General features: G+C 50.1%; 17 protein-coding genes, 1 tRNA gene and 2 pseudogenes. 11 read left to right on the forward strand and 9 right to left on the reverse strand.

The window, feature by feature from the left end; all coding sequences use genetic code 11:
* Nucleotides 1-109: 109 nt before the first annotated feature.
* Together lpxH and ppiB are read right to left on the reverse strand one after the other, a co-directional pair.
* Nucleotides 110-841 carry a UDP-2,3-diacylglucosamine diphosphatase gene (gene lpxH, locus AC3Y5R_RS07775; RefSeq protein ID WP_489920856.1) on the reverse strand — a complete coding sequence of 244 codons (732 nt, stop codon included), beginning with the start codon at nucleotides 839-841 and terminating at the stop codon, nucleotides 110-112.
* Nucleotides 841-1,335 (reverse strand): peptidylprolyl isomerase B, encoded by a 495-nt coding sequence (ppiB, locus tag AC3Y5R_RS07780; RefSeq protein ID WP_158783821.1) that lies wholly within the window; start codon nucleotides 1,333-1,335, stop codon nucleotides 841-843. The genes lpxH and ppiB overlap by 1 nt, the downstream gene beginning before the upstream one ends.
* A gap of 235 nt (nucleotides 1,336-1,570) precedes the next feature.
* Between ppiB and cysS the strand changes: the two genes are divergently transcribed.
* Nucleotides 1,571-2,959, forward strand: a complete 1,389-nt coding sequence (cysS, locus tag AC3Y5R_RS07785; RefSeq protein ID WP_489920857.1) for a cysteine--tRNA ligase — start codon at nucleotides 1,571-1,573, stop codon at nucleotides 2,957-2,959.
* A 70-nt stretch (nucleotides 2,960-3,029) separates the two neighbouring features.
* Entirely contained in the window at nucleotides 3,030-4,118 is a 1,089-nt protein-coding gene (locus AC3Y5R_RS07790; protein ID WP_489920858.1) for an AAA family ATPase, read from the forward strand.
* Nucleotides 4,119-4,151: 33 nt separating this feature from the next.
* Here AC3Y5R_RS07790 and ybcJ read toward each other — a convergent pair whose 3' ends face one another.
* The gene (ybcJ, locus tag AC3Y5R_RS07795) at nucleotides 4,152-4,364 is read right to left on the reverse strand and encodes a ribosome-associated protein YbcJ (RefSeq protein ID WP_489920859.1); all 213 of its coding nucleotides are present in this window, start codon (nucleotides 4,362-4,364) and stop codon (nucleotides 4,152-4,154) included.
* Nucleotides 4,364-5,230, reverse strand: coding sequence for a bifunctional methylenetetrahydrofolate dehydrogenase/methenyltetrahydrofolate cyclohydrolase FolD (folD, locus tag AC3Y5R_RS07800; protein ID WP_489920860.1), 867 nt, complete (start codon nucleotides 5,228-5,230; stop codon nucleotides 4,364-4,366). Before folD ends, ybcJ begins: the two co-directional genes overlap by 1 nt.
* 187 nt (nucleotides 5,231-5,417) lie before the next feature.
* Between folD and AC3Y5R_RS07805 the strand changes: the two genes are divergently transcribed.
* A tRNA-Arg gene (locus AC3Y5R_RS07805) sits at nucleotides 5,418-5,494 on the forward strand.
* Between the two features lie 15 nt (nucleotides 5,495-5,509).
* Here AC3Y5R_RS07805 and AC3Y5R_RS07810 read toward each other — a convergent pair.
* A pseudogene (locus tag AC3Y5R_RS07810) lies at nucleotides 5,510-5,976 on the reverse strand (site-specific integrase); the annotation flags it as partial.
* A gap of 15 nt (nucleotides 5,977-5,991) precedes the next feature.
* Here AC3Y5R_RS07810 and AC3Y5R_RS07815 point away from each other — a divergent pair.
* The 3 genes from AC3Y5R_RS07815 (at nucleotide 5,992) to AC3Y5R_RS07825 (ending at nucleotide 7,206) form a co-directional block, all read left to right on the forward strand.
* Complete coding sequence (locus AC3Y5R_RS07815) at nucleotides 5,992-6,330, forward strand: hypothetical protein (protein WP_489921018.1); 339 nt, start codon at nucleotides 5,992-5,994, stop codon at nucleotides 6,328-6,330.
* An 86-nt stretch (nucleotides 6,331-6,416) separates the two neighbouring features.
* Nucleotides 6,417-6,701: an antitermination protein Q gene (locus AC3Y5R_RS07820; RefSeq protein ID WP_489920861.1), complete on the forward strand. Its 285-nt coding sequence runs from the start codon at nucleotides 6,417-6,419 to the stop codon at nucleotides 6,699-6,701.
* A gap of 154 nt (nucleotides 6,702-6,855) precedes the next feature.
* Nucleotides 6,856-7,206, forward strand: a complete 351-nt coding sequence (locus AC3Y5R_RS07825; protein WP_489920862.1) for an antitermination protein Q — start codon at nucleotides 6,856-6,858, stop codon at nucleotides 7,204-7,206.
* 70 nt (nucleotides 7,207-7,276) lie between these two features.
* Here the strand turns inward: AC3Y5R_RS07825 and AC3Y5R_RS07830 are convergent, their stop codons facing one another.
* Genes AC3Y5R_RS07830 through AC3Y5R_RS07840 form a run of 3 tightly spaced genes read right to left on the reverse strand, consistent with a single transcriptional unit; the run spans nucleotide 7,277 to nucleotide 8,361 of the window.
* Complete coding sequence (locus tag AC3Y5R_RS07830) at nucleotides 7,277-7,525, reverse strand: contact-dependent growth inhibition system immunity protein (protein ID WP_489920863.1); 249 nt, start codon at nucleotides 7,523-7,525, stop codon at nucleotides 7,277-7,279.
* A gap of 4 nt (nucleotides 7,526-7,529) precedes the next feature.
* Nucleotides 7,530-7,877, reverse strand: coding sequence for an RNase A-like domain-containing protein (locus AC3Y5R_RS07835; RefSeq protein WP_489920864.1), 348 nt, complete (start codon nucleotides 7,875-7,877; stop codon nucleotides 7,530-7,532).
* Nucleotides 7,792-8,361: a hypothetical protein gene (locus AC3Y5R_RS07840; protein WP_489920865.1), complete on the reverse strand. Its 570-nt coding sequence runs from the start codon at nucleotides 8,359-8,361 to the stop codon at nucleotides 7,792-7,794. The genes AC3Y5R_RS07835 and AC3Y5R_RS07840 overlap by 86 nt, the downstream gene beginning before the upstream one ends.
* Before the next feature lie 865 nt (nucleotides 8,362-9,226).
* Here AC3Y5R_RS07840 and AC3Y5R_RS07845 point away from each other — a divergent pair.
* From AC3Y5R_RS07845 to AC3Y5R_RS07865, 5 genes and pseudogenes are all read left to right on the forward strand, one after another.
* Nucleotides 9,227-9,730: an Hsp20 family protein gene (locus AC3Y5R_RS07845; RefSeq protein ID WP_489920866.1), complete on the forward strand. Its 504-nt coding sequence runs from the start codon at nucleotides 9,227-9,229 to the stop codon at nucleotides 9,728-9,730.
* Nucleotides 9,731-9,904: 174 nt separating this feature from the next.
* Nucleotides 9,905-10,246, forward strand: a complete 342-nt coding sequence (locus AC3Y5R_RS07850; RefSeq protein WP_489920867.1) for a hypothetical protein — start codon at nucleotides 9,905-9,907, stop codon at nucleotides 10,244-10,246.
* A gap of 5 nt (nucleotides 10,247-10,251) precedes the next feature.
* Entirely contained in the window at nucleotides 10,252-10,746 is a 495-nt protein-coding gene (locus AC3Y5R_RS07855; RefSeq protein ID WP_489920868.1) for a hypothetical protein, read from the forward strand.
* A 188-nt stretch (nucleotides 10,747-10,934) separates the two neighbouring features.
* Nucleotides 10,935-11,204: a hypothetical protein gene (locus AC3Y5R_RS07860; protein WP_489920869.1), complete on the forward strand. Its 270-nt coding sequence runs from the start codon at nucleotides 10,935-10,937 to the stop codon at nucleotides 11,202-11,204.
* Between the two features lie 964 nt (nucleotides 11,205-12,168).
* Nucleotides 12,169-12,291, forward strand: a pseudogene (locus AC3Y5R_RS07865) (transposase); the annotation flags it as partial.
* Between the two features lie 116 nt (nucleotides 12,292-12,407).
* On the opposite strand, the gene AC3Y5R_RS07870 reads toward AC3Y5R_RS07865, so the two are convergent.
* On the reverse strand, nucleotides 12,408-12,695 hold the full coding sequence (locus AC3Y5R_RS07870; RefSeq protein WP_489920870.1) for a contact-dependent growth inhibition system immunity protein: 288 nt from the start codon (nucleotides 12,693-12,695) through the stop codon (nucleotides 12,408-12,410).
* Between the last annotated feature and the right edge of the window lie 671 nt (nucleotides 12,696-13,366).

Here is a 13,366-nt window from a genome sequence, read left to right on the forward strand (position 1 = left end):
ATCTGAAGGCCGGTTGGGCAGTCAGATGGGAAGGGCAGAGAGAATACCATGACTCCACGGTGAGGAAAACGGTTGCGTGGGCGTCAGCAGGAGCTAAGCGGCACTTTTTTTAGCCGCTGAACGGAAAGAAAATGAGCGCAGTTTCGCTGTCACTCACCCGGATCATCGAGCCTTCAGTATGCCAGGCTCCCAGAACCAGACGTTCTGCGGGTTTGCCCTCAACGGTCAGTTGATGGACGGCAGGACGGTGAGTGTGACCATGGATCAGGCAGTGAACATGATGGCGCGACATCGTCTGGTTCACGGCATCAGCGTTGACGTCCATGATGGCGATATCTTTGCTGCTGTTGGCCTGCTTGCTGCCCGCACGCATATTTGCTGCTATACGTTTGCGGATAAACAGCGGCAGGGCGAGAAACAACGTTTGCAACCAGGGTTGATGCACTTTGCGACGGAAGCGCTGATAACCTTCATCATCCGTACATAGCGTATCGCCATGCATAATAAGGAGGCGTTTTCCGTACAGCTCCAGCACTTTCTCTTCCGGCAGCAGAGCCATGCCGCTGGCACGGGCAAAGCGCTTGCCAACCAGAAAATCACGGTTGCCGTGGATAAAATAGCAGGGGATACCCGAACGGGTTAGGGCCAGCAGTTCTGCGGCAATTTCAGCGTGCAGGAGCACCGGGTCATCATCGCCAATCCAGGCTTCAAACAGGTCACCCAGGATATATAACGCTTCGGCCTGGCGTGCATCACGTCTTAAAAAAGCAAGAAAACCGGCAGTGATTGCCGGTTCTTCTTCGCACAGATGTAAATCTGCGATAAACAGCGTGTGAGGCATTATTCGCTGACGGTGACTTTCTGGATCACAACGTCATCTTTCGGTACGTCCTGGTGCATACCGCTGCGACCGGTAGAGACGGCTTTGATTTTCTCAACCACATCCATGCCTTCGACCACTTCAGCAAACACGCAGTAACCCCAGCCCTGCAGGCTTTCGTCGCGGAAGTTCAGGAAGTCGTTGTCAGCTACGTTGATAAAGAACTGCGCAGTCGCCGAGTGAGGGGCCTGAGTACGGGCCATTGCCAGCGTACCTTTGGTGTTCTTCAGGCCGTTGTTGGCTTCGTTACGGATTTCGTCTTTGGTGCCTTTCTGCAGCATGCCAGGTTCAAAACCGCCGCCCTGGATCATAAAGCCGTTGATAACACGGTGGAAAATGGTGTTGTCGTAAAAACCTTCACGGCAGTAATCCAGGAAGTTTTTAACGGTTGCCGGCGCTTTGTCATCGAAGGTTTTGATAACGATATCGCCATGATTAGTCTGGAAAGTGACCATATTCTCATCCTGTAAAGGTTGAAGTGGTTAACGGTAAGCCGGTGCTGTCAGCCCGCAGGCGTCAGCACGCTTTTGACAGACCGTTCTTATATCACAAAATGTGATGACGAGTCAGCACTGCCGCATAAACACAGACCTGCATAACCTTGCTTTGCGTGGCGCTTACGTTAACAATACGTCAGAATAAGAGTTTCACTGGTAATCCCCCGCACACGCTAAAAAACGGAATGTCTCAATGCTTAAGATTTTCAACACCCTGAGTCGTCAAAAAGAGGAATTTAAACCTATTCATGCCGGGCAAATCGGTATGTACGTGTGCGGCATTACCGTTTACGACCTGTGTCATATTGGTCATGGCAGAACGTTCGTGGCCTTCGACGTGGTGGCCCGCTATCTGCGATACCTGGGATATTCGCTGAAATACGTGCGGAATATTACGGATATTGATGACAAAATCATCAAACGAGCCAATGAAAACGGTGAAACGGTGGAAGCACTGACTAACCGGATGATTGGCGAGATGCATGCTGATTTTGCTGCGCTGAACATCCTGCCACCGGATCTGGAGCCGCGTGCCACACGCCATATCTCTGAGATTATCGAACTGGTTGAAAAACTGATTAACCGCGACCATGCCTATGTAGCCAGCAATGGCGACGTGATGTTTTCAGTTGCGAGCGATCCGGATTACGGCCTGCTCTCCCGCCAGGATCTGGAGCAGCTGCAGGCCGGTGCCCGCGTGGAAGTCGCAGCGGACGTGAAGCGCAATCCGATGGATTTTGTGCTGTGGAAAATGTCGAAAGCCGATGAGCCAAGCTGGCCTTCACCGTGGGGCGCAGGGCGTCCGGGCTGGCACATTGAATGTTCCGCAATGAACTGCAAGCAGCTGGGTGAGCACTTCGATATCCACGGTGGCGGTTCAGACCTGATGTTCCCGCATCACGAAAATGAAATTGCCCAGTCCTCCTGTGCGCATGACGGCCCCTACGTGAACTACTGGATGCACTCCGGGATGGTAATGGTTGACCGTGAGAAGATGTCTAAATCGCTGGATAACTTCTTTACCGTGCGTGACGTGCTGGAGCACTACGATGCGGAGACGGTGCGTTACTTCCTGATGTCGGGCCATTATCGCAGCCAGCTGAATTATGGCGAGGATAACCTGAAACAGGCTCGTGCGGCGCTGGAGCGGCTTTATACTGCGCTGCGCAACACTGATGCTGCAGTGGTAGCGGCAGGCGGCGAGGTCTTCGAGACCCGCTTCCGCGAGGCAATGGACGACGACTTCAACACGCCGGAAGCCTACTCGGTGTTGTTTGATATGGCACGCGAAGTCAACCGGCTGAAAGCAGAAGACGGGGGCGCGGCCAATGGTCTGGCAGCTAAGCTGCGTCAGCTGGCTTCCGTGCTTGGTCTGCTGGAACAGGATCCGGAACGGTTCCTGCAGAGCGGTGCGCAGGGTAACGATGATGAGGTCGCTGAAATTGAAGCGCTAATCAGAATGCGGCTGGATGCCCGTAAAGAGAAGAACTGGGCACAGGCCGATCTGGCGCGCGACAAACTGGTGGCGATGGGTATCGTGCTGGAAGATGGCCCACAGGGAACCAGCTGGCGTCGCAAGTAATCTCAGCCTGATCCAACGGTAATCAAAAACAGGGGCGAAAGTCCCTGTCTGCTTTCTGCAGGAGACGACGATGTCCATTCAGCAACTCTCTCTGGCCGGTTTTCGCTCCATCCGTGATGTCACGCTGGAGTTATCGCAGCTCAACGTGATCAGTGGCCCAAACGGCTGCGGAAAATCCAACCTTTATAAAGCTGTACGGCTGATGCATGAGGCTGCCAGCGGTCGCCTCTCCTCTGCGCTGGCGGAAGAGGGCGGCATTCAGAAAACCATGTGGGCGGGAGCGGCCAGACCGGGTGAAACCCGGCGCAACGGTAAACGCATGGTGCTGGGCGTGGAGATGGACGACTATGACTATCAGCTGGAAATCGGCTTTCCCGAGCCGTTGATCAGCCTGTTCAATCTTGATCCGCTGGTCAAGACGGAGAAAGTCTGGCTGAGCGGGCATCGTCGTCGCCCGTCATCGCTGCTGCTGGAACGCCAGAATCAGGTGGCTTTTCTTAACAATATTCGTGGAGAGCGGATTGCCTATCCCTCCTCGCTGCATGAAGAAGAGTCGGTGTTTTCTCAGCTTTCCGATCCTCACCTCTACCCTGAAGTTTCTCAGGTGCGCGAAAACCTCCGTAAGTGGCGCTTCTACAATGAGTTTGCCGTCTGGCCCGGCTCGTCGATCCGTGCGCCACAGGTGGGGATTCGTGCGCCAGTGTTGACTCATGACGGGCATAATCTGGCTGCAGCTTTTGAAACCATCCGCGAACGCGGTCATACCGAGTTACTGAAGTCAGTGCTGGCAGAAGCGTTTCCGGGCAGTGAGTTTTTTGTTGAGGCACAGGGGGGGCGTTTTCAGATGCTGATGCAGCGTGAAGGGATCCTCAGACCGCTGGAAGCCGCTGAGCTGTCTGACGGGACGCTGCGTTTTCTCTGCCTGGTGGTGGCGCTGCTCAGCCCAAGACCGCCAACGTTTATGGCGATTAATGAACCCGAGAACAGTCTGCATCCGGATCTGCTTCCTGCACTGGCGCTGCTGATTGCCGAAGCCAGTCGCTACAGCCAGATTTGGGTGACCAGCCATTCGCCACGCCTGGCAGAACAGATTGGGCGGCACTGTGAGCTTCGCCATTATCAACTGGCGCAGAAGGATGGAGAGACGGTAGTGGTGTAAAAGCCCCCCGGACGGGCAGGGCTGACAGGAGGATCAGGCGGTAACTTTGATGCTGTTACCCGCGAAGGCGACAGTCTGGCCGTCAACGATTTTGCAGCGTTTGCGGGTTTCCACTTTGCCGTCAACTTTGACCTGGCCATCAGCGATTACATCTTTGGCCATGCCGCCGCTTTCCACCCAGCCTTCCAGCTTGAGTAAATCGCACAGATCAACGTGTGGGTGTTTGCCCAGTGAGAATGTTGCCACTATTTTTCCGCTCCATCGTGAAATTCTTCGCAAGCCTGCAGGGTATTCTGGATCAGCGTCGCCACGGTCATCGGGCCAACGCCGCCGGGAACCGGAGTGATGTAAGAAGCACGCTCTGAAGCCGCTTCGAAATCAACATCGCCCACAACTTTGCCGCTTTCCAGACGGTTGATACCAACATCAACCACAATAGCGCCTGGCTTGATCCAGTCGCCAGGAATAAAGCCCGGTTTACCGACAGCCACCACCAGCAGATCGGCATGCTCAACGTGATGACGCAGATCTTTGGTGAAGCGGTGGGTCACAGTAGTGGTGCAGCCAGCCAGCAACAGCTCCATGCTCATCGGGCGGCCAACAATGTTGGAAGCCCCCACCACCACGGCATTCAGGCCGAAGGTATCGATGTTATAACGCTCCAGCAGGGTGACGATGCCGCGCGGAGTGCAGGGACGCAGTTTAGGCGCGCGCTGGCAGAGGCGACCAACGTTATAAGGATGAAAGCCATCAACGTCTTTCGACGGGGAGATGCGCTCCAGCACTTTCACGTTGTCGATGCCTGCCGGTAACGGCAGCTGAACCAGGATCCCGTCGATTTCACCGTCGTTATTCAGCTGGTCAATCAGTTCCAGCAGCTCTGCCTCACTGGTTGAAGCAGGCAGGTCGTAAGAGCGGGAGATAAAACCCACTTCCTCGCAGGCGCGGCGTTTGCTGCCGACATAAATTTGCGAAGCCGGGTTTTCACCGACCAGCACAACTGCCAGTCCTGGGCCACGTTTGCCGGCGGCCAGACGCTGCTGTACTTTTTCAGCAACCTCTTGTCGCACCTGCTGCGCAATCGTTTTACCGTCAATAATCTTTGCTGCCATCAGAGAGGGGATCCATCTGTGTTGAGTTGAAACGGGGATTGGTGCCTATTTTGTCAGAAGCGGGCGCTGCTGTCAGGCACAGTTTCGATTGTTACTGTTCAATAGTGCAGCAACAGACCGATCCAGCCCGATAAATCGTTGACTCAGGCCGATCGCACCGTATAATTCGACCCACGCAGTCCCCAGTGCGCCCTTAGCTCAGTTGGATAGAGCACCGGCCTTCTAAGCCGTAGGTCACAGGTTCGAATCCTGTAGGGCGTACCATTTAAATTCAATAAGTTACCTGCTTTCTCCAGTCTTCAAATTTTCCATGTGGGACAGATTTGGGACAGACGCCCTGAAGATTGCGTCAATATGGCGTGCTCTGTCAAATGGTTCGGTGCCAGATGAGCGTAGCGCTGTACCATTTCAATGCTTTCCCAGCCTCCCATTGCCTGCAGCGCCGACAATGGCACTCCGGCCTGAATCAGCCAACTCGCCCATGTATGTCTCAGATCGTGAAAGCGGAAATCATCTATTCCTGCCCTGGCTAAAGCTGATCGCCATGCAGTATTAGAATCAACCCGCATTTTCCTGACCGCTGTCGTCGTCGTTCCGTCATTTCGCTTAACTGCTGATGTATGAACGAACACCCATGCTTGATGATTGCCAATCTGTCGACGCAGTACCGATCAAGCCAGATCGTTCAGCGCTACACCAATAGCCCTGCCTGATTTGCTGTCCTCCGGATAAATCCATGCGACCTTATCTGTTGTGACTATATGTATGATAAGAGTGAAAAATTCACATTCACTGATGTGCTGCCTGAGCCTCACACCCTGTCAGACGTGATACGTGAAATCCAGTACTGGGACTGGCTGTATATGATGCGCAGTGCAGCTTATAAGGAGCTCTACCCTGACAGTTACCCTCACGAAGACACACATCTGTGGGATCGGTGCAATTACCTTGACGGCTTACTGGAAACCATCAGGCCGGTGACCCGTAGCGAGGCGCTGGACGTTCTGAAGTGGTATCTGGCCTGGCCCCGTTATCAGGACATGAATGCGGACAGCGACGGAGTGTATCTGAACCTGATTGGTGACCATACGGGAAGCTGACTATGTTTCATTTATTGCAAGGATGTGGATGTATATTGCATAAAATGGGATAATTGCGATGTCCGGTCACAGCAAAGGTAAAGCGCATGAAACTTGAATCCGCGGTGAAATACTTCAGTCCTAAAAGCCAGACGTTCACGGACAGTTCCCGAGCTACCTCATCCGACAGCCTGACCGGCACCGATCTGATGGGTGCGATAGGTTACTGCCAGTCAAAAGCCGGGTTCGGTATGTCAGCGTTCCTGGCGAAAACTGGCGTCAGCAACGATGACCGTTACCGCACCATTGAGCAGCTGCTGAGTTATGCGCACCGCACCGCACCGCACCGCGCCGAAGCTGGTGATCCGGGCTGCTGGTGGAAAGCTGGGTAAATGTCTGGCGGTGTTATCGAAGCTGGCCTTTGAAGAATATTCCCGCTCGGCGGCCACAACCAGCACCTGCCAGCACTGCAGCGGCACCGGGTTTAAGCAGGTTGAACGCGAAGTGGTGAGGTATGCCTGATACATAAACCTCTCCGGTGAAGAGGTGATCCCACCGCGCACCGAAACGGAGCTGGTGAAGGAGCGCTGCCAGCACTGCAATGGAAAGGGGAAGATTACAGCCCGCTGCAGGTGTAACGGCACGGGCCGGGTGCGTGACCTGGCAGAATCAGCACGGCAGGGTGCGCCGGTGGAGCGGGAATGTGAGCGCTGCTCAGGTCGGGGTTACAGGCGTATGCCATCGAGCAGGGCATTTCAGGCGGTGACCCTGCTGCTGCCGGATCTGACGCAATCATCCTGGTCCCGGAACTGGAAGCCATTTTTCGAAAAGCTGGTGGTGAAGTGTGAGATTGAAGAGAGCTACGCTGACGCGGAGTTCAGGAGTGTAAGCCAGTAACGATATTGCCCGCCATCAAGCGGGCTTCACAGATTGACTGGTCGCGCTTTTGCTTCAGATAAGCTGACAGTCATGCAAGGAACTCAACAGGGGTAGGGCGTAAAAATGCCATGCTTTCCCCGCACAGTTCTTCAAGGGCTAAATTTGCTGAATCATTATCAGAGTAGTGCTTTAAAAAATCGTCGATTTCCTCAATAAAGTTATTATCCTCCCCATCCAGGTGGTCGACATAAGAATCAGCAATTTCTTCATAGGTGTCACCCCAGTCAGGGCCGAAAAAGATCTGAAAGAACATTCTGATATATTCATATTTTTTCATAAAATTAACCCAGAATTGGGAAGGCAGTTAAAATATAATAAGGCTTGTTAATGTATTTTTTCTTCGAAAGAACGAATTCGATTTTATTAGTTTCAACCAATTTACCTGATTGCACCGTTATTACGCTGCCAACAGGGCTGCTGTGAGTATAGCGGAGCTCTAAATATTCATCAGCACGATCAACGGGGGTGCTCTTGGCCCAGGCCCTGATCCTACTCCGGTTTGCCTTGATCGCTTTGCTAAGAGCCTTCTCAGCAATCTTTATGTCATGGAACGAACTGGTAGCGCCAGTAAGAGGGTTTAGTGTACCCCCTCTGGATTTTATCCCACATTTCCGGCCCGGACTTACCAATGTGTTTTTTAATAGTATGGCCGCCTCCCTTGACTCCTTTAACAGCTTCGTGAGTTATCAGCTGGACCTGACCCATCTTGACCGATGCAACGCGCACCACGCCTGCAATAGTGAACGGGATGACCATATCCACGGCGATTACGATTTGCTCTGCATTAGCATCAGAAGCACCCAGTTCGCTGGCGATCCCGGCAGTAGCGCGGGCAGTCATTGATGCAGTCTGTTTACCGCTATAAACCTGGTAGGCAGAGGAGCTTACGTCATCAAGGCTGTGAGCTCCGACAACGATACATCCGGCTTTCGTTAACCCGGTAGGCTCCGGTACAAGACAAAGCGCCGTTGCGCTGGCGAGTTCCAGCACACTACCAAGGAAGCCGACTCCGCCCCATATTCTGTTGCTGACTGAATCCCCTGTAGCTGCTTCATTTTCCATAACGGCGGCGAGCTGTACCGGTGTCATGGCAATACTAAAACCGTTTTCCATAACGTTTCCTTGTATGATAATTATCCACCTCTAATAGTAGGGAATTGGATGAGCCCGGAAAAGTGCTTTCTTTGAACGATTGTCATTCTGCGAATTTAATTTGCTTTTGCATAGAAATGGCGTAATATCTTTCCAAAGTGGGAAATATACGCACGTAACACTTTCACACTTCTGAACCTCGCCATATGGCGGGGTTTTTTGCTTTCTGGTCAGGTGATAATATTTTGCCGTTGCGGTGAATCCCCCTGAGCGGTGGGGCTAACTGTCAGGCGCAATGAAGCGTTGAAGTTCTGCAGCGGATCACGGTGGGACAGCCAACGATTCACCTGGAGGCACCAGGCACCGCAATACCCTCATTTTTATTATGATTGTTTCAACATTTTTATTGGATTCATTGCACTATCACATTCCCATAAACTCCATAAGGGAATGAAAAGTGAAAGGTAAATACTATTATGTTGTTGAAATGCGTCGTGATATTTTTTGTTTGCATGCAGGGGATTGCAGGATTCTTCCTCCGCGTACGCGCAGGCGATTTATTGGAACCTTTTACTCGGTTCAGGGGGCGCTGACGCATACCCAGTCTATGGGCCTCAAATGCAAATTATGTCCGCAGTGCTGTATGTTGACATCTGAAAAGTCACGTTGTAGAAAATAGTCACCTTCCGTTATCTGTTGTTAACCGAAGTCCAATCCGTTGAAAGGCGGAAGGTAGCCCCAGTCCCTCTACCGGGGCTTTTTATATCCATAAAAAATTTCTCATGTGCTCTTGAAAACTTTCTGGCTGGTACTATATAAGTTTCGGGTAAGCAGAGCTGTACCCGTTTGAACTTTTGAATATACAGGATAATTCAGGAGGTTAATCATGGCTCTAAGACACTTATCTTTAGTACCAAACTTCATTGATACAGGCACCGCCGAACGTTTTAACCGCTTTGATCGCTTAATCAGTCAGATGACTGCGGACGAAAAACGTGCATCTCCACCTTCTTATGATTTTTACAGGAAGGATGAAACCAATTATGAATTAACGGTTTCCATTCCTGGCTGGACTCAAGAGGAGCTTGAGGTTGAAACGGTAGGAGGTCAGCTTACAATCAATGGCAGAAAACACACTGAGGAAACCGAACCAAAAGAAGGAGAGGGTAACTGGATACACCGTGGAATTAATCGTTCTGATTTTCAGTTAAGTTATTCTCTGCCGGAAAAGGTTAAGGTGACAGGAGCAAAACTGGAACATGGTTTGCTTTCAGTGCAGCTTTACCAGGAAATACCTGAGAGTGAGAAACCCAGGAAAATCAACATTAATTCCAGCAGTGGTTCTCCTTCAGGGGGAGAACGGGAGGTTATTGAACATAACCCAGATTGAATAATCTTTACTCCAATATCCATACCTGACAACAAAACTCCGGCTTAGGCCGGGGTTAAATGTTTTAAATTAGCCCCGGGCCGACGAGCCATGTAACTATCGCGATAATGCGTCGGGGTAATCATTTAGAAGGTCGCCATGTGCGGCCTTTTCTCGTTTTATAGGGTGAACGAAATGGAACCTGTACAAACTGAAGCGTATTTTTATAATCCTGGAATGGCACCTCATGTACTTGAGGACTGGCTAAGCCAACAGCCCCAGGCTGTAAAATGCTACAACAGCCTGGTGAGGGAAAAAGCCGAACTTGAAGAACGGCTTTCTTCAGTTAATGCCGCAATCAGCCAGTTTTATGCAACACACTGCAGCGCCAGCTTTTTGCGGGCACGGTGGTCAGATCGTGAGGCGGGCGTATGGGACCATTCCACAGCTATCCAGCTGAGTAACTTCAACATGCAGCACTGTACCGGGGAGCCGGTAAAGTGCATGCCGGGGATACGGGTGACACAACTGAAATGACAATCATGGGTACAGTTCACTGGGATACGGTTAACGAAAGTCATGTTGTGAATGATGCGCGATTCGGCAGCGGAGAATGCGTTATCAGGGCGCAAAATAAAGGGTCAGCGGAGAAGAATTTAATCAGCTGGCATGGCGAGGGCGCATGCCCTGTCGGGGCGGTTAAATACCGCGCTGATTATTCATCTGATATTTATATTTACGTCCAGCTCAGAACGTACGTTGGTTATTCGAATGTTCAGGTAGAGACAAGCGCAAAATCACGCTTTGACGGCGGTTCATGCGCGTATTTAGATTTCAGCGGAACTGCACTGACTGACGAAGAGCTGGCGGCCATCGACGGCCTCAGGGATGCTACGGCAAAATTTTCGATATCTGCTGGCAATACCGGCCTGGGCTTTGACGGCGGCATCATGATGATCCGGACAGCGCTGGTGAACGGCAAAATTACGGTCTACGTCAATGGAATACTGAAGTACATCACTATCAGTGACGCCTAAAAAAAGCCCGTCGGGATACTGACACAATCAAGAAACAGTCCGACGGGAAAAACGATGATATAAATAATTACTCTCGTGCGATGTCCTCATCGCGAAGCAACCTTACATGATTAACTGTAAGCGGTTGCTTAACGACATATTAAGTGCGGGTTTAAATGATTTGTTGTGGTTTTTTATGCCAGTAATACATGATTGAATTAGGCTTTAATTCTTTAATGGTTTTTATGATTTCAGACAAAAGGCGAGTAGTTATGACGGTGAACAACGAGAATGACGAGGCTTACTTAATCAATGTCGAGCTTGGGGAAGCGGTCGTTATGCTGGCTCAGGAAGGATCGCCCATAACTAGTGAGAACATCCTGCACTATCTGGAAGCAAAGAGGCAAAAGGCAGCCGGTTTTAAGCTAAAAGGGGTGCTACGGGATGCCATCAGACTGGTCAGGAAAGGAAGGGAATAAAAAACACTAAGCCCGCCATTGGGTCTGGGTGTTGTCACACCTGGCTGGCAGAGATTACCACCATGGGAGAGAACTGTAACACAAGATAGCAAACAGAAGCATTGCTATTAAGAAAAAAACCAGTAAAGGAAAGATACTTTTTTTCATTGTAGGCCAGGCAGTTTGAAAATCAAGTTGAGTGCACCTTCTGGAAATGTTCTTGTATGCTGGTGATTAAGTAGTCATGAGCCGCATTTATCAGTTAAGCCCGCCAGGCGGGCAAAACTGACTGACCACAAAGGAAAATTACATGCGCTGATAATACTACAGTATGATCTGGCACTAATAAATTTCAATGCTTTCTGATGTGACTCACCTCTCATTAACCAGCCACATATCCCCTTCATCAAACATCTCTTCAATTACTGCTGCATACCCCGTGTTAAAACCGTCACCTCATCCAAAAAACCGACCTGCGAAATTACATTTTCTCTATTATCTAGTTGATTTTATTGATTATCCATTATCATAACCGAACCGCAGCACCAGAAAATCGACCAATCCAACCTCAAGGTCGGTTTTTTAAATCACTCTATCTGTCTGAACAATAACGATATTTACACAAAAAAACCGACTTACCCGACCAAACCGACCATGTTTTGCTTATATATAGAAAATTTTGCCGTGAGAAATCCATAATCAAGTGTTAAATTGCTGTTGAAATATTCTTCAGCTCTTACCAGTTAGTACGCACATGAGAGGGAGAGAAAAATTGTTGGGGGTATCCAATTAAATTTAACGAAGAAAAATTAATTAAATACAATGGGTAAGTGGTTTATATACAATCCTGAAGGGACTCTTTTAAGTCAGAATATAATACTTCTATTTGGTCCACCCTAGTCCAAGTGTAAGCATCCCGGTAAAGCGGACCATTAATATTCAGAGATCCTCCGGCATACTGACAATGTCCCTGGAGAAGATCGCCATGCGCAAAACACGATTCACCGAACACCAGATCATTGCCGTCCTGAAGTCCGTCGAAGCCGGACGCACCGTTAAAGACGTCTGCCGCGAGGCCGGGATCTCTGAGGCCTCATACTACAACTGGTAGCCGTTCTTTGAAAAGCTGGTGGCGAAGTGTGAGATTGAAGAGAGCCATGCTGACGCGGAGTTCTGGAAAGAAACAAGGTGAAAAGGCCCACACGGACGTGAGCCATTGAGTCATTATGTTCTTAGCGCAGATTTGGCTTGGTTTGAAATAATCTTGAGGAATTCCGCAGCCGTAAGGCCCCATCTTTCCGGTTTGAAATCGTACCGGTACAACTCCTCAAACCGACGCTCTACTTCTGGTTGATTCAAAAACTCGGCACAATTTTTTATTAGGTCATTGACAGTTTGAGATGATTTACTTTCAAGGTAGTCTTGCATGACTTCTTCAATAGTTTCACCTGACAGATAATAGTCCTGGTTGAAGTATGCCCCCATCAGATGATCTAAGGCGTCATTATTCATATTGTTTACCTGAACATTGGGAACACGGTTAAAATGTAATATGGCTTGCTCCTGTCGGTTCAGGAGCGATACACAAAGCCGTAGCCCCAGCCATTTCAACTGCTCCCATGATCAATTCAAGACCGCCCCAAAGGCGGTTGCTCATGCCGTCAGATTCAGTGAGTGTTTAATCAGAAACCACCGCTGCCAGTTGAACGGGGGTAATAGCAATGCTGATACCGTTTTCAATAACGTTTCCTTGTATGATAATTATCCACATTTAATAATAGGGAATTGGACTCGCCCGGAAAAGTGCTTTCTTTGAACGATTGTCTTTCTGGGAATTTAATTTGCTTTTGCACAGAAATGGCGTAATATCTTCTCAGATTGGGAAATCTACGCCCGTAACACCTTCACAATTATGAACCTCACTTTCTGGCGGTTTTTTTTGCTTTCTGGTCAGGTGATAATATTTTGCCGTTGCGGTGAATCCCCCTGAGCGGTGGGGCTAAGTGTCAGGCGCAATGAAGCGTTGTAGTTCTGCAGCGGATCACGGTGGAACAGCCAACGATTCACCTGGAGGCACCATAACACCCTTACTTTTTGCATGTCTAATGAATTATACTCTTTCAGATAACTCCGAAAGAGGGTGGGGTATGCAGGCAAAATATTACTATATCGTAGAAGATCCG

It is taken from the genome of Erwinia sp. 009765445 (genome assembly GCF_058137865.1).